Source organism: Streptomyces sp. AP-93, assembly GCF_022808175.1.
Classification (GTDB): Bacteria; Actinomycetota; Actinomycetes; order Streptomycetales; family Streptomycetaceae; genus Streptomyces.
Window position 1 is genome coordinate 1 of sequence record NZ_JALGBX010000024.1, and the last position, 21,085, is coordinate 21,085.

Genomic DNA, 21,085 nt, shown 5'->3' on the forward strand with positions numbered 1-21,085 from the left:
GACAGTCATGTCGGAATAAGACCGACCGTCCACTGCGTCCTCGCTGTGTAATTGCCTGCAAGCACCACAGCCGAAGCCGCGACCTCACAGGTCTTTTTCAAAGGAACCTCATCCACCGAAATGGACGGGGTATCAACTTTTGGCGTTGATTTTTGGCACGCTGTTGAGTTCTCAAGGAACGGACGCTTCCTTTGTACTCACCCTCTCGGGCTTTCCTCCGGGCTTTCGTTCTGTTCTGTTCTTGCGTTTCAGACTCTATCAGAGTCTGTCTCGCTTGTTTTTCGCCTTCCGGGTCATCCGCTTTCGCGTTTTCCCTTTCCGGCGATTCCGACTCTATCAGATCCTTTCGGGCCTGACTCCCAGTCAACGGGATTTGCCGTTTGGGCTGTTGGGCCCTTGCGACGAGTGAGACAGTAGCGGATTCCTTGCCCCCGAACCTAATCGGCGGCCGCGTCCGTGGACGCGGATTCCTCATTCGCAAATACGCATGAAAACGGGACGACAAAGTGAGTCGTTCGTTCGAATGTGTAGTGCGGGATGGCTGTCCGGGGACCGACCGGGGTCGGTTGCTCACTTCGGACAACTCGAAGAACCTTACGGATCCGGCACAGGTGTGTCAACCCCAGGCTGACCGGCCTCACCCCGTCTTCATCCCTCAGGGTCTAGCGTCTCTGATCGGCATAGCGATCCCACGTAAGACGTGGTGTCTTGCATAAGTGCTTCCCATCGTGGAGGGGTGGCGTGGGTGTGCAGGTGGAAGCCTGCGCCCAGTGCTGCTCCTCGTGGCCGGTGTCGGCAGGTGGTGGGTGCGCTGATCGTCGTCACGTCCTGGTGCCGGTGGGCTGCGCGGGGCAGCCAGGTCCGGCCCGTTGGTACGTGTCCCTCCGGACGCTTGCCCGTCGGCCCCTGGGAGCCGGCGGGGGAGGGTGCCCTGCGTCGCCTGGGCGCGGGGCGTGTGGTTGACGGCCGGGTGGGCCCGGTCTTGGACCGGTCCCACCGGCTGGTGGTGGCCGTCGCTGTGATCACGGCGCGGGTTTCGAGGATGTCCACGACCGTGCGGATGGCCATGGTGCCGGTGGTGCGGTCGGTGACGGTCCTGGCCTGGTGGGTGAGGCCGCGTGCGGCGATGCGCTGCCACGCGCCGTGGTCGCGGTCACCCTGGTATCCGCAGGATCCGCAGATGGCCCATTTCCATCCCGGGGTGGTGGGCCTGTCCGGGGCCGTGCGGTGCCGCAATGGGAGAAGACACCGCGGGCAGTGCTTGGAGGTGTTCCTCGCGGGCACGGTGACGACAGCGATGCCGCTCTCGGCGGCGAGGTGCCGCATCCGGTCCACGATCCGCCCGCGCACCGCCTGGGAGAGGCGGGTGTTCATCGTGCGGCCCATGCCTCGGGCTTCCATCGAGCGGAGGTCCTCGACGTAGATGACGGATGCTCCGGCGGCCATGGCCTGATCGACAGCCCAGCGTGCGGCCGCCCGGGCGAGCGCGTCGTTGAGGTTCGACCGCCGGGCGCTGACGCGCCGGATCTCCTCGGCCAGCACCGCGTGCTTGGCTGTCAGGGGGTGTCCGGTGCCGCACCCGGTGAGCCTCTCGTAGTGGTCCGCTTTGGTGTGCAGGTGCTCCGACAGACGCCGCAGCCGGTGCTGTTTGGCCAGGACCCCGCCGGTACGGAACATGGCACCGGTTCCGAGGGCGGTGATCCGCCCGTCATCGTGCAGCCGGGCGGCCCCGGCGGACAGCAGGGTGTTCAGGCCCCAGTCCACACCGAGCGCGACCGCATGTCCGGCCAGCCGGGCCTTGGGAACGGAATGGGTGTAGGCGAGATCGGCCCGCACCCTTCCCTGGTGGATGCGCAGGGTGGGCAGGTGCAGTACCGCGCCGGCGGGGATCGTGGGCGACAACGTGATCGGGCAGGCCACCCACGTCCAGTCCCGGTACGACCGGGGGTCGGGCCGGGTGGGGAGCTGCAACCTCAGCATCGCCCGGCCCGGGCCATCCGCCCGCTCGATGGTGGCCTGCTGCCCGTCGCATGCCGACAGCAGCAGCATCCGGCCCGTGTGGGGTGCGGCTTCCAGCTCGAAGACGTCGGCCGGAAGACGGCCATGCTTCCGGAGGAACGCGGCTATCTGCCGGGTCCGGGCTTTGATCACACTGGCCGGCAGGAACTGTCCGCCTGGGACGGCTTCGCGGACCCGTTCCCATTCCTCGGGTGTGCGTTTGCCGGGATCGGCGGGCCAGGACGCGAGGACCCCAGCAGTCAGATCCGCCCGCCACTTCACCGACCGCAACGTCCGCCCAGCCGCCTCTTGCGCCATCCGGACGATCCGGTCGTTGACCTTGACACCCTCGGGGGCCGCGGCGGTCCAGCCAAGGCGGCGCAGTGCCATCCACGCGTTCGACGCAGCTTGCGGCCCCCGCCATCCTGACCGGAGGTAAGCACATCCACATCAGCGGCATTCCAGTGCTCGGCCACCAGCGAGGAGGCCATGGCGGCCACCAGAGCCACGGCCCAACCGACCCGATCCGATCCGCCAGCACAGCGCCGGACAGAAGTTCGCCGGTCTCCTCATCCACACCGGACCGCAATGGGCCACGGGCACAAGCAGTCCGAGCGCTCTGCCCCTCAGCGAGCGACACCTTCCGACTCACGCCCCACCCCCTTACCGCCCGGTCCTGTCATCCGATCCACGACACCCGAGGCGAAAAGTCACCCTTTCGTACCACGAACTCCCATCCGGTATGTGCTCCAGACGGACACCCCGACCAGAGCGCAACTCCACCCAAGGAAAGGCGTAATCTCTACTCCATGACTACGCGTGCGCTCACGCTCGACCTTCGCTGGTGGGCCGCCTGACGGCGGCCGACCATCCACGCGAGCACGCACGCGCTCGACGGCCGCCGATCTCGGCGGCCGTTTCTGTTTCTCCCCTCCCGGGAGTGGCTCGGTCGCCCGACGCGGTGGCGTCGACGCCCACACCGACACGAGCAGGGAGCAGGGACATGACGAGGATCTTCAGTGGGGTCAAGCCGACGGGGCATCTGACGCTGGGGAACTACCTGGGGGCCGTACGGCAGTGGGTCGCCGCCGAGCAGGAGCCCGACGAGGCGCTGTTCTGCGTGGTCGATCTGCACGCCCTGACCGTCGAGCACGATCCGGCCCGGGTGCGCCGGCTCAGTCGGCAGGCGGCGACGCTGTTGCTCGCCGCCGGGCTGACTCCCGAGAAGTGCACGCTGTTCGTGCAGAGCCACGTGGACGAGCACGCCCGGCTCTCGTACCTGCTGGAGTGCACGGCTTCGGACGGGGAGCTGCGGCGGATGGTGCAGTACAAGGAGAAGGCGGCGAAGGCGCAGGGCTCGGGGGAAGGCGTGCGGCTGTCGCTGCTCACCTATCCCGTGCTGATGGCCGCCGACATCTTGGCGTACCGGACCGGTGAGGTGCCGGTCGGGGAGGACCAGCGGCAGCACGTCGAGTTGACCCGGGATCTGGCGGTGCGGTTCAACCAGCGGTACGGGTACACCTTCACCGTGCCCAAGGCCACGCATCCGGTGGTGGCGGCGCGGGTCATGGACCTGCAGGACCCGCGATCGAAGATGGGGAAGTCGGGCGACGCGGGGCCCGGGGTGGTGTTCATCCTCGACGAGCCCGAGGCGGTGCGGAAGAAGGTGATGCGGGCCGTCACCGACAGTGACGGCGGGGTCGTCTACGAACCCGCCGCGCGTCCCGGGGTCGCGAACCTGCTGGACATCCTCGCCGCCTGCACCGGGGGTGAGCCGGCCGCGCTCGCCGACGGGTACACCGGGTACGGGGCGCTCAAGCGGGACGTGGCCGACGCCGTCGTGGAGCTGCTGCGGCCGGTCCGCGTACGGCATGCGGAGCTGGCGGCCGATCCGGGGACGGTGGAGGCGGTGCTGCGTGCGGGGGCCGGGCGGGCGCGTGCGATCGCGCGGCCCGTCGTCGATTCGGCGTACCGGGCCATCGGGCTGCTGGAGCCCTGAGGGGAGAGGGCCGGGCCGTCGTTACGGGGCTGCGCGCGCAGCCCCGTAACGGCCGGCGGGTGTCAGCTGTTGCCGGAGGCGAGTTCGCGGCTGCGGTCGCGGGCCGCTTCGAGGGCGGCGATCAGGGCCGCTCGTACGCCGTGCTTCTCCAGCTCCACGATCGCGTTGATGGTGGTGCCGGCCGGGGAGGTGACGGCCTCGCGGAGCTTGACCGGGTGCTCGCCGCTGTCGCGGAGCATGACGGCGGCGCCGACGGCGGCCTGGACGATGAGGTCGTGGGCCTGGGCGCGGGGCAGTCCGAGGAGGATGCCGGCGTCGGTCATGGCTTCGACGAGGTAGTAGAAGTAGGCCGGGCCGGAGCCGGAGAGGGCGGTGGCCGCGTCCTGCTGGGATTCCGGGACGCGCAGGGTCTTGCCGACGCCGCCGAAGATCTCCTCGGTGTGCGCGAGGTGCTCGGCGGTGGCGTGGCTGCCGGCCGAGATGACGGACATGGCCTCGTCGACGAGGGCGGGGGTGTTCGTCATGACGCGGACGACGGGGGTGCCCGGGGCGAGGCGCTCCTCGAAGAAGGAGGTCGGGATGCCGGCCGCGCCGCTGATGACCAGGCGGTCGGCGGGGACGTGCGGGGCGAGCTCTTCGAGGAGCTTGCCCATGTCCTGCGGCTTCACGGTGAGGATGAGGGTGTCGGCGCGCTTGGCGGCCTCGGCGTTGGTGACGGCCTCGACGCCGTAGCGGGTGCGCAGTTCCTCGGCGCGTTCCGGGCGGCGGGCGGTGACGAGGAGTTTGGAGGCGGGCCAGCCGCCGCGGATCATCCCGCTGAGCAGGGCCTCACCGATCTTGCCGGTACCGAGGACTGCGACTGTCTGGGTCATGCCCGATTCACCTCGCCGAACTGTTCGTGCGTATACGTCGTCTGCGTGGCCATCCTTGCACCCGCGCGGGGAGTGGCGGTGTCGTGTCCGGACTGCGGTCAGGCGGCTCCGGTCAGGGCGTGCGGCGGCGGAGGGTGGCGGCGCCGAGGGTGAGGACCAGGAGGGCGCATCCGGCGACGATGACGGCGTCGCGGACGAAGTCGGCGGTCATGTCGGTGTGGGTGAGGACCTGGCTCATGCCGTCGACGGCGTAGGACATGGGCAGGACGTTCGAGATCGCTTCGAGGACGGGCTGCATGGTGTCGCGGGCGGCGAAGAGGCCGCACAGCAGGAGCTGGGGGAAGATCACGGCCGGCATGAACTGGACGGCCTGGAACTCGGACGCCGCGAAGGCGGAGACGAAGAGGCCGAGCGCGGTGCCGAGCAGGGCGTCGAGGAGGGCGACGAGCAGGAGCAGCCACGGGGAGCCGATGACGTCGAGGCCGAGGACCCAGAGGGCGACGCCGGTGGCGAGCAGGGACTGGACGACCGCCATGGCGCCGAAGGCGAGGGCGTAGCCGGCGATGAGGTCGCCCTTGCCGAGCGGCATGGCGAGGAGGCGTTCGAGGGTGCCGGAGGTGCGTTCGCGCAGGGTCGCGATGGAGGTGATCAGGAACATCGTGATGAGGGGGAAGATCCCGAGGAGGGACGCGCCGATGCTGTTGAAGGTCCGCGGGTCGCCGTCGAAGACATAGCGGAGCAGGACCAGCATCAGTACGGGGACCAGCAGCATCAGCGCGATGGAACGCGGGTCGTGGCGGAGCTGGCGCAGGACGCGGGCGGCGGTGGCGGTGGTGCGGGCGGCGCTCATCGGGTGCTCCCGTGGGGGGCCGGGGTCGTGGCCGGGGTCGTGGCCGGGGTGGTGGCCGCGTCGGCGGCCTTGGCTTCGGCGTCGGCGGCGTCGACGAGGTGGAGGAAGGCCTCTTCGACGGTGTCGGTGTGGGTGCGGGTGAGCAGGGCGTCGGGGGTGTCCTGCGCGAGGATGCGGCCCTCGCGCATGAGGAGGAGGTCGTGGCAGCGCTCGGCTTCGTCCATGACGTGGGAGGAGACGAGGAGGGTGGCGCCGCGGGTGGCGGCGATCTCGTGGAAGAGCTTCCACAGGTCGCGGCGCAGGACCGGGTCGAGGCCGACGGTCGGCTCGTCGAGGACCAGGAGCTCGGGGCTGCCGAGCAGGGCGACCGCGAGGGAGACCCTGCTGCGCTGGCCGCCGGAGAGGTTTCCGGCGAGGGCGGTGGCGTGGGTGGTGAGGTCGACGTCGGCGATGGCCCGGGTGACGGTCTCGCGGCGGCGCTCGGCGGCGGCGGCGCGACCGGGGTCGAGGATCGCGGCGAAGTAGTCGAGGTTCTGCCGGACGGTGAGGTCGTCGTAGACGGATGGCGCCTGGGTGACGTAGCCGATGCGGGAGCGGAGCTCGGGGTGGCCGGCGGGTCGGCCGAGGACGTCGAGGGTGCCGGTGACGTGGGCCTGGGTGCCGACGACGGCGCGCATCAGGGTGGACTTTCCGCAGCCGGAGGGGCCGAGGAGGCCGGTGATGCGGCCGGTGGGGACGTCGAAGGAGAGGGCCTCGAGGACGGTGCGGGGGCTGCGGCCGGTGCCTCGGCGGACGGTGAGGCCGTCGGCGTGGACGGCGGCGGCCGCTCGGTTATTCATCATGTGATGAATAATGCTCCCGGCTTTGCCGCGGCGCAAGGCTCGCGGAGGTGGGGCGGGGGCGGGGGCAGGGGGCGGTGCGTGCGGGGGCCGGTGCCGGGGGGGCTACTTCTTGCGCTTGGGGCGTCGGGCAGACGGGTTGCCGGTGCGGGAGCTGCGCCGGCGGTTGAATTCGGCCGAGGCGCGCTCGTACTCGGTGCGGAGCCGCCTCTCGCCGGGGGCCTCGACGAAGCAGCGCAGGAAGTACGCGATGAGGCTGCCGATGAAACCGATCGCCTTCAGGCCCTTGAGGGCGGTCTCGTCGGAGGACGGGGCCGGCCGGCGGCTGAAGGACTCCCAGGTCTTGACGAAGGCGATGGAGCTGGCGATCGCGAAGAGGATGACGACCGAGATGCTGAGGAAGGGGCCGACGTTGCCGATCTCCAGGCCCTCGTAGGAGAACCGGAGCAGGAAGGCGCTGAGGACGGCAAGGGTCAGCGCGATGAGGGCCGCGCCGACGCGGCGTGCGCCGTAGCCGCCGTCGTGGTTCACCCAGGTGGTGCCGAAGAACCGGATCGGCTCGGGCTCGGGGCCGGTGGGCTGCACGGGGGTCGCCTCGGCGGGGGTCTGGTCTCGCTGGTCGTCGCTCACACCAGCGATTATCCCCCGCCGGGCGGGGTCGGCCCGGGGTGTCTCACGGGGCGGGGCCGCGGGATGGGCCGGATGGCGTCAGCCGCAGCGGCTGGTGATGTAGCCGTCGCTGCCCGTCTTCACGTAGGCGTCGGAGATGAACTCACCGTTGCCGATGTTGTCCCAGATGGACGTCGTGCCGTACGGGCCGGTGACGGTCGTCCCCTCGGTCTGGCAGCGAACGCCGACGGAGGCGCCGAGCGGCAGGACCCGGAGGACCGCGTAACTGGTGCCGGGACCGCGGCGGACGTTCACGTTGTAGCCGGGCGCGACCGGGAACGTCGGGAATCCCGACCCCCCTGCGGCGGCTGCCTCGCTCGCCCCCGCGAGCATGATCGCCGGCACTGCGGCGACTATGGAGCTGCCCAGACCGAGCATGCGGCGTCTGGTGATCATGTCGTTCCCCTTGTTCCTGGTCAGGCGCAGCGGGTGGCGACGTAGCCGTCGCTGCCCGTCTTCACGTAGGCGTCGGCGACGAACTCGCCGTTGCCGATGCAGTCCCAGATGTCCGACGTGCCGTAAGGGCCCGAGACGTTCGTTCCCTCGCACTGGCAGCGAATCGAGACGTACGCGCCGAGCGGCAGGACTCGGATGACCGAGTAATTGGTACCGGGACCTCTGCGGACGTTCACGCGATAGCCGGGCGCGACCGGGAACGTCGGGAATCCCGACCCCGAGGTCAGGCTCTCTACTTGGCTTGAATCGTTCTCAACGGACATGTGAAAACTCCCCCCTTGGACGTTGCCGTGCGCAACCCGCGCAGGGTAGCAAGACCTTGGAGATTCGCACGGGCCATCGACTAGGCTCCGGCGGGGGTGGTGAGCGGTGCGTTCAGCGCGGGCGGACTACGCGGGTTTTCCGGAGTACGCCGGGCAGTACCGGCTTGAGTCCGTGCTCGGTTCGGGCGGCATGGGTGTCGTCCATCTGGCCACCTCCGAGTCGGGGCTGAAACTCGCCGTCAAGATCGTGCATCCGCAGCACGCCGTGGACCCGGAGTTCCGGGCGCGGTTCCGGCAGGAGGTCGCGGCCGCCCGGCGGGTGAGCGGAGCGTTCACCGCGCCCGTTGTCGACGCCGATCCCGATGCCGAACGGCCCTGGATGGCCACCCTGTTCATCGATGCCCCGACGCTCTCCGAGCGGGTACGGGACGAGGTGCTGGAGGCCCGGGAGCTGGCGCGGCTCGCCGCCGGGCTGGCGGAGGCCCTGCGGGACATCCACCGGGCGGGCGTCGTGCACCGGGACCTGAAGCCCAGCAACGTGCTGATGGCCCCGGACGGGGTGCGGGTCATCGACTTCGGGATCTCGCGGCCGGCCGACAGCGATCTGCGCACCGAGACGGGGAAGCTGATCGGGACCCCGCCGTTCATGGCGCCGGAGCAGTTCCAGCGGCCGCGGGAGGTGGGGACCGCGGCCGATGTGTTCGCCCTGGGCGCGGTGCTCGTGTACGCGGCGACCGGGCGGGGGCCCTTCGACTCCGACAGCCACTACCTCGTGGCGTACCAGGTGGTGCACAGCGAGCCCGACCTGACCGGTCTGCCGGAGCGGCTCGTGCCGCTGGTCGCGCAGTGCCTGGCGAAGGATCCGGCGGAGCGGCCGAGCGCGGACGCGCTGATCGTGGCGCTGCGGGCGGTGGCGTACCCGACGGATCTGGATACCCAGGCCTTCATCCCGCGGCCGCGGCAGCCGGTGGCCGACGAGGAGGTCACGCATCGGCGGGAGCGAGTCGCCACCCCGGCCAAGGCTCCGGAACGCAGACGGCGGACCCGCGCGGCCGTCGCGGCGGGGGTCGGTCTGCTGCTGGCGGGTGGGTCCGTAGGCGGCTACCTATGGTCCGCATCCGGCGGCGACAAGCCTGCGAAACAGGCCGTCTCTCCGGGGGTACCCACGCCACAGCGGGTCCTGCCGTGGACAGTGCCGCTGGGCGCATACGGCGCGGCATGCTCCTGGCAGGCCTCGGCCCTGTACTGCTCGGGGCCCGAGTCGGCCGCGATGCGGCTCAGCCCCAAGGACGGGTCGACGCTGTGGTCCGTACGGGCGGCCGTCCCGGGCTCCCGGCCCGCGGCCGACAGCGCACCCCTGCCCGGGAGTGGGCTGGTGCTCGCGGTGGCACCGGGAAGCAAGAGCGAACTGCTCCGGGCACTGGATCCGGCGACGGGCACGGAGCGCTGGAAGCGGACCCTGCCGAGTGGCGCGCATGCCCTGCCCGCCGGCGGGAGCGTACTGATCACGGCGGTGGACGGAACGGTCACCGCGCTGGATTCCGCGACCGGTGCCCCGCGCTGGACGAAGAAGATCGGCGGGGTCGGCTCCGAGTGGTGGAGCGGCCCAGAGGAGTCGGGGGAGCCCGCCGCGCTGTACGTGTCGACGCCCGACAAGGACGGCAGAGCGACGCGGCTCTCGGCGGTGGACCCGGCGACCGGGGTGCCCCGCTGGCAGGTCCGGTCTCCGGGGGTGCTCCATCCCGTCGGTGCGGCGGGCGGCGGAATGTACCTGCTGGACAGCGACGTAGGGGCCAGAACGGACACGGTCGTACGGGTGGACCTGGCCACGCGTGCCGTAGGGCGGGTGCGGCTGGCCTCGCCGCTGTACGAGGCCCAGGCGACCGTGGGGCCGGACGGGATCGTGTACGCGTTCGGGGCCTCGGGCGCGCTGGCGGCGATCGGCGCGGCCAAGGAGGAGTGGCGACTGGAGACGGGTGTGGCGGTGGCCTCCCGGCCCGTGTTCGCCGACGGGCGTGTCTACCTGAGCGCCTCCGACGGGCGGCTGCTCGCCGTCGACGCGGGTGCGGGGCGGCTGCTGGGACAGACCAAACCCCGGATGGGCACCGGGAAGGACACCTTCGCCGCGAGTCTGCCCGCGCCCGTGGTCGGGGACGGGCGGGTGTACGCGTCGGCGCCGGACGGGAGTGTGTTCGCCGTGGCGGCGGGGGATCCCGCCGGGTGGTGAGACGCGGACGGCCCCGCCCGAGGGTGTCGGGCGGGGCCGGTGCCAGAAGTGCTGGGGTCAGCGCTCCAGGAGGCTGACGTCGCGGACCGCGCCCTTGTCGGCGCTGGTGGCCATCGCCGCGTAGGCGCGCAGGGCCGCGGAGACCTTGCGCTCGCGGTTCTTCGGGGCGTAGACGCCGCCCAGGGCCTCGTGGCGGGCGGCCAGCGTGGCTTCGTCGACCAGGAGCTCGATGGAGCGGTTCGGGATGTCGATGCGGATGCGGTCGCCGTCCTCCACGACCGCGATGGAGCCGCCCGAGGCCGCCTCCGGGGAGGCGTGGCCGATGGAGAGGCCCGAGGTGCCGCCGGAGAAGCGGCCGTCCGTGACCAGGGCGCAGACCTTGCCGAGGCCGCGGCCCTTGAGGAACGACGTCGGGTAGAGCATCTCCTGCATGCCGGGACCGCCGCGCGGGCCCTCGTAGCGGATGACGACCACGTCGCCGGCCTTGATCTCCTTGCGGAGGATCTTGTCGACGGCCTCGTCCTGCGATTCGCAGACCACGGCCGGGCCCTCGAAGGTCCAGATCGACTCGTCGACACCGGCGGTCTTCACGACGCAGCCGTCGAGCGCGATGTTGCCGCGCAGGACGGCGAGGCCGCCGTCCTTGGAGTAGGCGTGCTGGACGGAGCGGATGCAGCCGCCCTCGGCGTCGAGGTCGAGGGTGTCCCAGCGCTCGGACTGGGAGAAGGCGGAGGCGGAGCGCTGGCAGCCGGGGCCCGCGTGCCACAGCTCCATGACCTCGTCCGGGGCCGTGCCGGAGCGGGCGTCCCACTTCGCGAGCCAGTCCTCCAGGTTGGCGGAGTGGACCGTGGTGACGTCCTTGTTCAGCAGGCCGCCGCGGTGGAGCTCGCCGAGCAGGGCGGGGATGCCGCCGGCCCGGTGGATGTCCTCCATGTAGTACGTGCCGCCGGGCGCCACGTTCGGCGCGACCTTGGCCAGGCACGGGACCCGGCGGGAGATCTCGTCGATGTCCGTGAGGTCGTACTTCAGACCGGCTTCCTGCGCGGCGGCGAGGAGGTGCAGGATCGTGTTGGTGGAGCCGCCCATGGCGATGTCGAGGGCCATGGCGTTCTCGAAGGCCTGGCGGGTCGCGATGTTGCGGGGCAGGACCGACTCGTCGTCCTGCTCGTAGTAGCGCTTGGTGATCTCGACGATCGTGCGGCCGGCGTCCTCGTACAGGGCGCGGCGGGCGGTGTGCGTCGCGAGGACCGAGCCGTTGCCGGGGAGGGCCAGGCCGATGGCCTCGGCGAGGCAGTTCATCGAGTTGGCGGTGAACATGCCGGAACAGCTGCCGCAGGTGGGACAGGCGTTCTCTTCGATGCGCAGGACGTCTTCGTCGGAGACGCTGTCGTTGGAGGCGTCCACCATCGCGTCGATCAGGTCGAGCTTGCGGACGGTGCCGTCGACGAGGGTGGCCTGACCGGCCTCCATCGGGCCGCCGGAGACGAAGACGACCGGGATGTTGAGGCGCATGGCGGCCATCAGCATGCCGGGGGTGATCTTGTCGCAGTTGGAGATGCAGATCAGCGCGTCGGCGCAGTGCGCCTCGACCATGTACTCGACCGAGTCCGCGATCAGGTCGCGGGAGGGGAGGGAGTACAGCATGCCGCCGTGGCCCATGGCGATGCCGTCGTCGACCGCGATGGTGTTGAACTCGCGGGGGACGGCGCCGGCGGCCAGGATCGCGTCGGAGACGATGCGGCCGACCGGGGCCAGGTGGGTGTGGCCGGGGACGAACTCCGTGAAGGAGTTGGCGACCGCGATGATCGGCTTCCCGATGTCCGCGCTCGCTACGCCCGAGGCGCGCATCAGCGCACGTGCGCCTGCCATGTTGCGGCCGTGGGTGACGGTGCGGGACCTCAGCTCGGGCATCGGGTTCTCTCCCCATGTGTGCGGTGGCGCGAGCGCCGGCCGCGACTGTGGATATGGCTCGGTTACGAGGCTACGCCCCCTGCCCGGGATCCGGACGCGCTGTCCGGATCCCGGGACGGGTGGCTCAGTAATTGAGCACGGGTGCGGGGGGGGGTGCGGAGGGGTGCGGGGCTACGGGGCTGCGCGCGCGGGTGCCGTCATTCCTCGGTGAGGTAGCGCTGGAGGGTGGGGGCCACCAGCTCGATGATGGTCTCCGGGTCCGCGGATGCGAGGGGCTCGACCTGGACGACGTAGCGCAGGATCGCGATGCCGACCATGTGGGAGGCGGCGAGCTCGGCGCGGAAGGTCGGGTCGGGGACGTTGAGGTCGGCCGCGATCCGTTCCAGCAGGCGGTGCAGGATCAGCCGCCGGAGCACTTTCGCGGCGGCCTCGTGGGTGAGGGCCGAGCGGATCACGGCGAGCAGCGGGGTCCGGGTGACCGGGTTCTCCCAGACGCCAAGGAAGTAGCGGGCCAGGCGCTCGCCGATGCCGTCGGGGCCCGCGCCGAGGATCTTCGGGAGGACGAGGGCGGGCTCCATGCTGAGCTCGATCGCGGCGGCGAAGAGGTCGTCCTTGCTGCCGAAGTAGTGGTGCACCAGGGCCGGGTCCACGCCGGCGGCCTTGGCGATCCCGCGGACGGAGGTCTTGTCGTAGCCGCGCGCGGCGAACTCGGCGCGGGCCGCGAGGCGGATGCGCTCCTGGGTGCCGGGGCCGTCGTCGGCCTCGTCCTGGCGGGGGCGGCCGGGGCCGCGGCGGGGCTTCGCGGGGGCGGGGGCGGGGGCCTGGGCCTGGGCGGGGGCCTGGGCCTGGGCCGGTGTGGGGTCCGGGACGGGGTCCGGCAGGGGCTCGGTCACGGGTGCGGGGTTCCGGGTAGCGGGCCGGGGGCGGTCGCGAGGTGGAGGCGGGTGAAGGCCAGGGCCTCGGCGAGGTCGGCCTCGCGCTCGGCGGAGGACATCGCACGGCGGGTGTTGACCTCGATGACGACGTGCCCGTCGAAGGAGGTGGCGGCGAGCCGCTCCAGCAGCTCGGCGCAGGGCTGGGTGCCGCGGCCGGGGACGAGGTGCTCGTCCTTCGCGGAACCGTTTCCGTCGGCGAGGTGGATGTGGGCGAGGCGGTCGCCCATCCGGTCGATCATCGCGGTCGCGTCGGTCCGGGCGGTCGCGGTGTGGGAGAGGTCGACCGTGAAGTGGCGGTAGTCGTCCTTGGTGACGTCCCACTCGGGCGCGTACGCGAGCACCTCGCGGTCGCGGTAGCGCCAGGGATACATGTTCTCGACGGCGAAGCGGATGTCCGTCTCGTCCGCCATCCGCCAGATCCCGGTCACGAAGTCGCGGGAGTACTGGCGCTGCCAGCGGAAGGGCGGGTGGACGACGACCGTGGACGCGCCGAGCTTCTCGGCTGCCGCCTGGGCGCGCTGGAGTTTGGTCCACGGGTCGGTGGACCAGACGCGCTGCGTGATGAGGAGGCAGGGGGCGTGGATCGCCAGGATCGGGACCTGGTGGTGGTCGGAGAGGCGGCGCAGGGCGTCGATGTCCTGGCTGACCGGGTCCGTCCAGACCATGACCTCGACGCCGTCGTAGCCGAGGCGCGCGGCGATCTCGAAGGCGGTCGCCGTTGACTCCGGGTAGACGGAGGCGGTGGAGAGGGCGACTTTCGCGGTCGGGATCCGGACTGGTTTTGCCACGGGGACAGGGTATCGGGGTCGCCGTGGGGGCGTGGCGTCCTACGAAGCCCTGGCCTGGCGGGGGCGGGCCACCCTGCGTGGCCCTGGCCGGGCGGGGCGCGGGCCGTCCCTGCGAAGCCCCGGGCCGGGGGGCGCGGAGCGGGCCGTCCCTACGAAGGCCCGGGCCGGGGGCGGAGCCGGCCGTCCTACGAAGCCCCGGCCCGGCGGGCGGAGCCAGCCGTCCTACGAAGCCCCGGCCCGGCGGGCGGAGCCAGCCGTCCTACGAAGCCCCGGCCCGGCGGGAGCGGCGGACCTGGGACGTGGGGCGGCCGCCCCGGGGGATGCCGCTGCGCGGGGCGAAGTCCCCTACCCGCCCTTCCACCGTTCCCCGGGCCGGCCCGGACCCCCGGTCCTCAAACGCCGGACGGGCTGGGAACGGGTACCGGCTGCGCCCGGACCCCCTGGGGCGAATCCAGCCCCTCCGGCGTTTGAGGAGCGGGGGTCCGGGGGCTGGTCCCCGGCAACGGCGGCGCGCGAGGGGCGGTCAGGGCGTGCGCCGGGCTTCGAGTGGACGGCCGGTCCCGGCGGTCGGGGCGGGCCGCTTCTCACACGCCCGCGGGGCTGGACTTTCCGAGGTGGTCCAGGCGGCGGAGGATGACGCCTTCGCGAAGGGCCCAGGGGCAGACTTCCAGGGAGTCCACGCCGAGGAGGTCCATCGCTCCCTCCGCGACCAGCGCTCCGGCGAGGAGCTGGTTGGAGCGGCCCTCCGAGACGCCGGGGAGGGCGGAGCGCTGGGCGGTGGTCATCGCCGCCAGTCTCGGGACCCACTCCTCCAGGGACTTACGGGTCAGGTCCCGCTGGATGTAGAGGCCTTCACCGGAGCGGGCCGCGCCCGCGATCCGGGCCAGTTGTTTGAAGGTTTTCGAGGTGGCCACCACCCGGTCCGGCGCGCCGAAGCGGCTGAACTCGCCGACCGTGCGGGCGATCTGGGCCCGTACGTGGCGGCGCAGGGCCCGTACGTCCGCCTGGTCCGGCGGGTCGCCCGGGAGCCAGCCCGCCGTCAGGCGTCCGGCGCCCAGGGGGAGCGAGACGGCCGCGTCCGGGTCCTCGTCGATGCCGTACGCGATCTCCAGCGAGCCCCCGCCGATGTCGAGGAGCAGGAGCTTGCCCGCCGACCAGCCGAACCAGCGCCGCGCCGCGAGGAACGTCAGGCGGGCCTCGTCGTCGCCGCTGAGGACGGGGAGGTCCACACCCGTCTCCGCCTTGACCCGGGCGAGGACATCGTCGGCGTTCGTGGCCTCGCGTACCGCGCTCGTCGCGAAGGGGAGTACGTCCTCGCACCCCTTGTCCTCGGCGGCCTGCACCGCGTCCCCGATGACGGAAACCAGCCGCTCGACGCCCTCGGGCGTCACCGCGCCGTATTCGTCGAGCAGCTCCGCCAGCCGCAGCTCCACCTTGTGCGAGTGCGCGGGCAGGGGGCGCGCACCGGGGTGCGCGTCCACCACCAGCAGATGGATCGTGTTCGAACCCACATCAAGGACACCGAGTCTCATGAGGGGAAACGCTACTGGTCCAAAGGCGTAGGGGTGGAGTAAGGGGCGCTTAGGCTGGGGTTTGTGCCAAATACGAAGAAGGCCAACAAGTCCAAGACCAAAGCCGGCAAGGACGCCAAGGGCGCCAAGGGTGCCAAGGCCGCCCCGGCGGACGAGAAGGGGCTCGACTTTCCGCGGGCCTGGGTGGAGTTCCCGGACCCCGCCGACGAGGAGCAGGTCTTCCGCTGCGACCTGACCTGGCTCACTTCCCGCTGGACCTGCATCTTCGGCAGCGGCTGCCAGGGCATTGCGGCCGGCCGCGCGGACGACGGCTGCTGCACGCTCGGCGCGCACTTCTCCGACGAGGACGACGAGAAGCGGGTCGCCGAGAACGTGGCGCGGCTGACGCCGGAGCTGTGGCAGTTCCACGACGTCGGCAGCGAGACCGGGTGGACGCAGCACGACGACGACGGGGAGAAGCAGACCCGCCGCTGGGACGGTGCCTGCATCTTCCTGAACCGGCCCGGTTTCCCGGCGGGGGCCGGCTGTTCCCTTCACATCCTGGCGGTCCGCGCCGGCCAGGAGCCGCTGGAGACCAAGCCGGACGTGTGCTGGCAGCTCCCCATCCGGCGGACCTACGAGTGGATCGACCGGCCCGACGACACCCGCGTCCTCCAGGTGTCGATCGGCGAGTACGACCGGCGCGGCTGGGGCCCGGGCGGCCACGACCTGCACTGGTGGTGCACCTCGGCCACGTCCGCACACGGCGCCGGCAAGCCGGTGTACGTGTCGTACCGCGCCGAGCTGACGGAGCTGATGGGCAAGGAGGGGTACGAGGAGCTCGTACGGCTCTGCGAGGCGCGGCTCTCCTCGCTGCTGCCGATGGCCCCGCACCCGGCCGACCCCGACCCCGGCCCCGTGGCGTAAGCAGTAGGCCGAAGGCCGTATGCCGCACCGGGCTACTCGGCCGGCGCCTGGGTCGGCTCCGGCGTGGCTCCGTCCGAGGGGCTCGGAGTCGGCGTCGGAGTGGGCGTGGGTGTGGGTGTGGGAGTCGGGGTGGGCTCCGGGGTCGGCGTCGGCGTCGGGGTGGGTGTCGGCGTGGGGGGCGGCGTCGGAGTCGGCGGCGGGCCGGGCGGGGTGGGTGCCGGGCGGCCCCGGCCGCGGATGGAGATCACCGCGCCGCCCGGGTCCACCCCGACCCGGGCTCTCCAGGCCCCTACGGGCTGGGCTCCGGAGTCCACGGTGATCCGTAGGGTGACCGATTCTCCTGGCGCCAGCCGGCCCGAGGTCGTACTGGCGCGGAGCCACGGGGCGTCGGACCACAGCCGCCAGTCGACCGGGGCGCCGCCCGACGCGGTGAGGGTGAGCAGGGTGGTCGTTCCGTGGGTGGAGGCGGCCGCGGTCAGCCGGCCCGGGGCGCCGGGTGCGGAGCTCGGCGGCGCGCCGCTGCTGATGACCTCCACGGAGACGTCGGGGGCGGCGGCGGACGGGGCGAAGCCGGGGCCGTCGGTGGTGACGGCGGCGTTGCCCGCGTTCTCGTACGCCGTCAGCGGGCGGCCGTCGGTACGGGCCTGCGGGAGCTCCGCTTCGCTCGCCGAGATGCGCGTGGAGCCGTTGCCGACGGGTTCCCCGGTGCTCGGGGCGCCCCGGTAGGCCGCCCACAGTGCCAGCACCGGGGCCGCGACGACGGTGGCGACGACGGTGGTGGTCACGGCGCGGGCGCGCAGCCGCTCGCGGCGGGCGGCGCGGTCCTTGGGGTCCATCGGGAAGCCGGTGCGGTCGAAGCGCGGGCCGGTGCCGGCGCCCCGACGGCCGCCGGAGCGCAGCATCGCGGCGTGCACGGCGGTGCGCGGGGCCGGGACCAGCGGGAGGGCGGCGGTGTTGACGCCGCCCGAGCCGGGCCAGGGGCCGCCGGCCCCGACGCGTTCGGCGACGCGGCGGCAGCGCGGGCAGTCGTCGACGTGGCGGACGAGCTCGGCGCGCAGGGAGGAGGAGAGGAGGAGGTTCCCGTCTCCTCCTCCGCCCTCCCCGTCGTCTCCGGTGAGCCGGGACACGGTCGGGCAGTTGCCCGTCTCCACGACGGCGAGGGCGGCGCGGGTGCGCTCCACCTCGCAGGCGGCGCCGGTGAGCAGCTCGCGGGCGGCGGCCGGGGGCGTACCGAGGACGGCGGCGAGTTCGGGGACGCCGAGGCGGTGGCGGACGGCGAGTTCGAGTGCTTCACGCTGCTCGGGGGTGGTTCCGGCGGCCTCCGGCCAGGCGAGGCGGGCGAGCTCGGTGCGGCGGTAGGCGTACACGTCAAGACCGCCGGGGCCGGCGGGGCCGGTGGGGCTGCTGTGGCCGGTGGGGCCATCGGGGCCGCCGGGACCCCCGGGGCCGCCCGAGCTGCCCGCAGCCGCGGCGTTTGCGGCGGCGCTCGCCGTCACGGGATCCGGCGCACGGCCGGCGTCCGTGTGCTCCGGTGCACGCCGGGCGGAATGCGCTCCCCCGTACCCGTAGCGCGTACGCCGTCGCTCGGCCAGCCTGCGCAGGCAGGCCCAGCGCGCGAGGGCGTACAGCCAGGCCCGCCGGTCCCCCTCGTCGGGGCAGCGGCCGGGGTGCCGGTCGGCGACGGCGAGGACGTCGCCGAGCACATCGGTGGCGGTGTCGTGGTCGCACAGGACCGAGAGGCAGTACGTGAACAGCCCGTCCAGGTAGGGCTCGTACCGGAACGGTGGCGGCTGCTCCACCCTGGTCCCCTCGGGGGGCGTGCGCCCGTGCGCCCGGTGTGCGCCGGTGCGCGGTGCGGGGTGTCCCTGGTTGCTGCTGGTCACTCGGTGACCGTAGGCGGCGCGCCGGTGGCGCTCCGGAAGCCTTCACCACTTTTAGCCCTTACGGGTGAACAGATCGGCGCCGTGCTGACGGCGGCCCTGACGGTGCACGCCACGGCGTGCGCGCAGGACCGATCGCGGGACCGGTCGCGGGATCGTCCCGAGGCCATCGCGAGGCCGTCGCGAGGCCGTCGCGAGGCCGTCCGGTGAGGGCTGTCGGTGGCGGCGGCTACCGTGGGCCGCATGGCTGCCCGTACATCTCGTTCATCCGCAAAGGACCGGCCGTCCTACCGCTGTACCGAGTGCGGGTACTCCACCGCCAAGTGGCTCGGCCGGTGCCCCGAGTGCCAGGCCTGGGGCACCGTCGAGGAGCTCGGCGGCGCCCCCGCCGTGCGGACCACCGCGGCGGGCCGGGTCACCACGGCCGCCGTGCCGATCGGGCAGGTCGACGTCCGGACGGCGACCGCGCGCAGCACCGGTGTGAGCGAGCTGGACCGGGTGCTCGGCGGCGGGCTCGTCCCCGGCGCGGTCGTCCTGCTCGCGGGCGAGCCGGGCGTCGGCAAGTCGACGCTGCTGCTCGACGTCGCGGCGAAGGCCGCCTCCGACGAGCACCGCACGCTCTACGTCACGGGCGAGGAGTCGGCGAGCCAGGTGCGGCTGCGGGCCGACCGGATCAGCGCGATCAGCGAGCACCTCTACCTGGCCGCCGAGACCGATCTGTCCGCCGTGCTCGGGCACCTCGACGCCGTGAAGCCGTCGCTGCTGATCATGGACTCCGTACAGACGGTCGCCTCCCCCGAGATCGACGGTGCGCCCGGCGGCATGGCGCAGGTCCGGGAGGTCGCCGGGGCGCTGATCCGCGCCTCCAAGGAGCGCGGGATGTCCACGCTGCTGGTCGGCCACGTCACCAAGGACGGGGCGATCGCCGGTCCCCGGCTGCTGGAGCACCTGGTCGACGTGGTCCTGAGCTTCGAGGGCGACCGGCACGCGCGGCTGCGCCTCGTACGCGGGGTGAAGAACCGGTACGGCACCACGGACGAGGTCGGCTGTTTCGAGCTCACCGACGAGGGCATCAACGGACTCGCCGACCCGAGCGGGCTGTTCCTGACCCGCCGCGCCGAGGCCGTCCCCGGCACCTGCCTGACGGTGACCCTGGAGGGCAAGCGCCCGCTGGTCGCCGAGGTGCAGGCGCTGACGGTGGACTCGCAGATCCCCTCGCCCCGCCGCACCACCTCCGGGCTGGAGACCTCGCGCGTCTCGATGATGCTGGCGGTGCTGGAGCAGCGCGGGCGGATCACGGCGCTCGGCAAGCGGGACATCTACACCGCCACCGTGGGCGGGGTGAAGCTGACCGAGCCGGCCGCCGACCTGGCCGTCGCGCTGGCCCTGGCCTCGGCCGCCAGCGACGTACCGCTCCCGAAGAACCTGGTCGCCATCGGGGAGGTCGGGCTCGCGGGCGAGGTCCGGCGCGTGACGGGCGTACAGCGGCGGCTCGCGGAGGCGTACCGGCTGGGCTTCACGCACGCGCTGGTCCCGGTGGACCCGGGGAAGGTCCCGGCGGGCATGAAGGTGACCGAGGTCGCCGACATGGGCGACGCCCTGCGGGCCCTGCCGCGCGGGCGGTCGCGGACGCCGGCGAAGGGGCAGCAGCCCACCGACTAGGACGGCCCAGCCGCAGGTCAGCGGGCCCGGACGGGGTGCTCCCCGGCCCGGCCGGGCCAAGGCACGTCGGGCGCCGGGGCCGCGCCGGTAGACTTCGGGATGGTCCGCCCGGCCGTACGCAGGCGGTACATCCCGCGACCGGAGGAGTGCAGTGGCAGCCAAGGACGGGGCAGCAGCATCCGGAAAGTCGGGCGCGAGCTCCAAGCAGGAGGCCATGATGCGCGCCTCGCTGAGCGCGGTCGCACCTGGTCAGCCCCTGCGCGACGGGCTCGAACGGATCGTTCGCGGCAACACCGGAGGGCTCATCGTCCTCGGCATGGACAAGTCGGTCGAGGCCATGTGCACGGGCGGTTTCGTCCTGGACGTGGAGTTCACCGCGACCCGGCTGCGCGAGCTGTGCAAGCTCGACGGCGCGCTGATCCTGGACAAGGACATCACCAAGATCCTGCGGGCGGGCGTCCAGCTGGTGCCCGACGCGTCGATCCACACGGAGGAGACGGGCACCCGGCACCGGACCGCGGACCGGGTCTCGAAGCAGTGCGGTTTCCCGGTGGTGTCGGTCTCGCAGTCGATGCGGCTGATCGCGCTGTACGTGGACGGCGAGCGGCGCGTGCTGGAGGAGTCCGGGGCGATCCTGTCGCGGGCGAACCAGGCGCTGGCCACGCTGGAGCGGTACAAGCTCCGCCTGGACGAGGTCGCCGGGACGCTGTCCGCGCTGGAGATCGAGGACCTGGTGACGGTCCGCGACGTCACGGCGGTGGCGCAGCGGCTGGAAATGGTGCGGCGCATCGCGACGGAGATCGCGGAGTACGTGGTGGAGCTCGGCACGGACGGCCGGCTGCTCTCGCTCCAGCTCGACGAGCTGACGGTCGGGATCGAGCAGGAGCGGGAGCTCGTCATCCGGGACTACGTGCCGGAGCCGACGGCGAAGCGTTCCCGCACGGTGGACGAGGCGCTGCCGGCGCTGGACGCGCTGACGCATCCGGAGCTGCTGGAGCTGGCGATCGTGGCGAAGGCCCTGGGGTACACGGGCTCGCCGGAGACCCTGGACTCGGCGGTGTCCCCGCGCGGGTACCGGCTGCTGGCGAAGGTGCCGAGGCTGCCGGGGGCGATCATCGAGCGGCTGGTCGAGCACTTCGGCGGGCTGCAGAAGCTGCTCGCGGCGTCGGTGGACGACCTCCAGACGGTCGACGGCGTCGGCGAGGCGCGGGCGCGCAGCGTGCGCGAGGGCCTGTCCCGCCTGGCGGAGTCCTCCATCCTGGAGCGGTACGTCTAAGCTGCGCCGCGGCTCCGGGGGT

The 21,085-nt window shown here is 72.4% G+C and carries 17 protein-coding genes; 5 read left to right on the forward strand and 12 right to left on the reverse strand.

Features of this window, described 5'->3' with window-relative positions; genetic code table 11:
- Positions 1 to 648 precede the first annotated feature (648 nt).
- A complete protein-coding gene (locus MTF69_RS32130; protein WP_243339751.1) occupies positions 649 to 2,388 on the reverse strand; it encodes a transposase in 1,740 nt (579 codons plus the stop codon).
- A 613-nt stretch (positions 2,389 to 3,001) separates the two neighbouring features.
- On the opposite strand from MTF69_RS32130, the gene trpS reads away from it, so the two are divergent.
- On the forward strand, positions 3,002 to 3,997 hold the full coding sequence (gene trpS / locus MTF69_RS32135) for a tryptophan--tRNA ligase (protein WP_243339752.1): 996 nt from the start codon (positions 3,002 to 3,004) through the stop codon (positions 3,995 to 3,997).
- 62 nt (positions 3,998 to 4,059) lie between these two features.
- On the opposite strand, the gene proC is transcribed toward trpS, so the two are convergent.
- The 6 genes from proC to MTF69_RS32165 form a co-directional block, all read right to left on the reverse strand.
- Positions 4,060 to 4,869: a pyrroline-5-carboxylate reductase gene (gene proC, locus MTF69_RS32140; RefSeq protein WP_243339753.1), complete on the reverse strand. Its 810-nt coding sequence runs from the start codon at positions 4,867 to 4,869 to the stop codon at positions 4,060 to 4,062.
- Between the two features lie 112 nt (positions 4,870 to 4,981).
- Positions 4,982 to 5,719, reverse strand: a complete 738-nt coding sequence (locus MTF69_RS32145; protein WP_243339754.1) for an ABC transporter permease — start codon at positions 5,717 to 5,719, stop codon at positions 4,982 to 4,984.
- Positions 5,716 to 6,561, reverse strand: coding sequence for an ABC transporter ATP-binding protein (locus MTF69_RS32150; RefSeq protein WP_243339755.1), 846 nt, complete (start codon positions 6,559 to 6,561; stop codon positions 5,716 to 5,718). The genes MTF69_RS32145 and MTF69_RS32150 overlap by 4 nt, the downstream gene beginning before the upstream one ends.
- A 102-nt stretch (positions 6,562 to 6,663) precedes the next feature.
- A complete protein-coding gene (locus MTF69_RS32155) occupies positions 6,664 to 7,197 on the reverse strand; it encodes a hypothetical protein (RefSeq protein ID WP_374324653.1) in 534 nt (177 codons plus the stop codon).
- Positions 7,198 to 7,266: 69 nt separating this feature from the next.
- Complete coding sequence (locus tag MTF69_RS32160) at positions 7,267 to 7,560, reverse strand: peptidase (RefSeq protein ID WP_243339896.1); 294 nt, start codon at positions 7,558 to 7,560, stop codon at positions 7,267 to 7,269.
- Positions 7,561 to 7,643: 83 nt separating this feature from the next.
- Entirely contained in the window at positions 7,644 to 7,946 is a 303-nt protein-coding gene (locus MTF69_RS32165; protein ID WP_243339757.1) for a peptidase, read from the reverse strand.
- 106 nt (positions 7,947 to 8,052) lie between these two features.
- On the opposite strand from MTF69_RS32165, the gene MTF69_RS32170 reads away from it, so the two are divergent.
- Complete coding sequence (locus MTF69_RS32170) at positions 8,053 to 10,173, forward strand: serine/threonine-protein kinase (RefSeq protein WP_243339758.1); 2,121 nt, start codon at positions 8,053 to 8,055, stop codon at positions 10,171 to 10,173.
- 57 nt (positions 10,174 to 10,230) lie between these two features.
- On the opposite strand, the gene ilvD is transcribed toward MTF69_RS32170, so the two are convergent.
- From ilvD to MTF69_RS32190, 4 genes are all read right to left on the reverse strand, one after another.
- Positions 10,231 to 12,084, reverse strand: coding sequence for a dihydroxy-acid dehydratase (gene ilvD / locus MTF69_RS32175; protein ID WP_243339759.1), 1,854 nt, complete (start codon positions 12,082 to 12,084; stop codon positions 10,231 to 10,233).
- A 197-nt stretch (positions 12,085 to 12,281) separates the two neighbouring features.
- Complete coding sequence (locus MTF69_RS32180) at positions 12,282 to 12,977, reverse strand: TetR family transcriptional regulator (RefSeq protein ID WP_243339760.1); 696 nt, start codon at positions 12,975 to 12,977, stop codon at positions 12,282 to 12,284.
- The gene (locus MTF69_RS32185; RefSeq protein ID WP_243339761.1) at positions 12,974 to 13,807 is read right to left on the reverse strand and encodes a sugar phosphate isomerase/epimerase; all 834 of its coding nucleotides are present in this window, start codon (positions 13,805 to 13,807) and stop codon (positions 12,974 to 12,976) included. The genes MTF69_RS32180 and MTF69_RS32185 overlap by 4 nt, the downstream gene beginning before the upstream one ends.
- Before the next feature lie 584 nt (positions 13,808 to 14,391).
- Positions 14,392 to 15,339 (reverse strand): Ppx/GppA phosphatase family protein, encoded by a 948-nt coding sequence (locus MTF69_RS32190; RefSeq protein WP_243339762.1) that lies wholly within the window; start codon positions 15,337 to 15,339, stop codon positions 14,392 to 14,394.
- A 63-nt stretch (positions 15,340 to 15,402) separates the two neighbouring features.
- Here MTF69_RS32190 and MTF69_RS32195 point away from each other — a divergent pair, with 63 nt between their 5' ends.
- Complete coding sequence (locus tag MTF69_RS32195; protein ID WP_243339763.1) at positions 15,403 to 16,245, forward strand: hypothetical protein; 843 nt, start codon at positions 15,403 to 15,405, stop codon at positions 16,243 to 16,245.
- A 32-nt stretch (positions 16,246 to 16,277) separates the two neighbouring features.
- Here the strand turns inward: MTF69_RS32195 and MTF69_RS32200 are convergent, their stop codons facing one another.
- Positions 16,278 to 18,128, reverse strand: coding sequence for a hypothetical protein (locus MTF69_RS32200; protein WP_243339764.1), 1,851 nt, complete (start codon positions 18,126 to 18,128; stop codon positions 16,278 to 16,280).
- A 240-nt stretch (positions 18,129 to 18,368) separates the two neighbouring features.
- On the opposite strand from MTF69_RS32200, the gene radA reads away from it, so the two are divergent.
- A complete protein-coding gene (gene radA / locus MTF69_RS32205; protein WP_243339765.1) occupies positions 18,369 to 19,787 on the forward strand; it encodes a DNA repair protein RadA in 1,419 nt (472 codons plus the stop codon).
- 151 nt (positions 19,788 to 19,938) lie between these two features.
- On the forward strand, positions 19,939 to 21,063 hold the full coding sequence (gene disA / locus MTF69_RS32210; RefSeq protein WP_243339766.1) for a DNA integrity scanning diadenylate cyclase DisA: 1,125 nt from the start codon (positions 19,939 to 19,941) through the stop codon (positions 21,061 to 21,063).
- Positions 21,064 to 21,085: the final 22 nt, after the last annotated feature.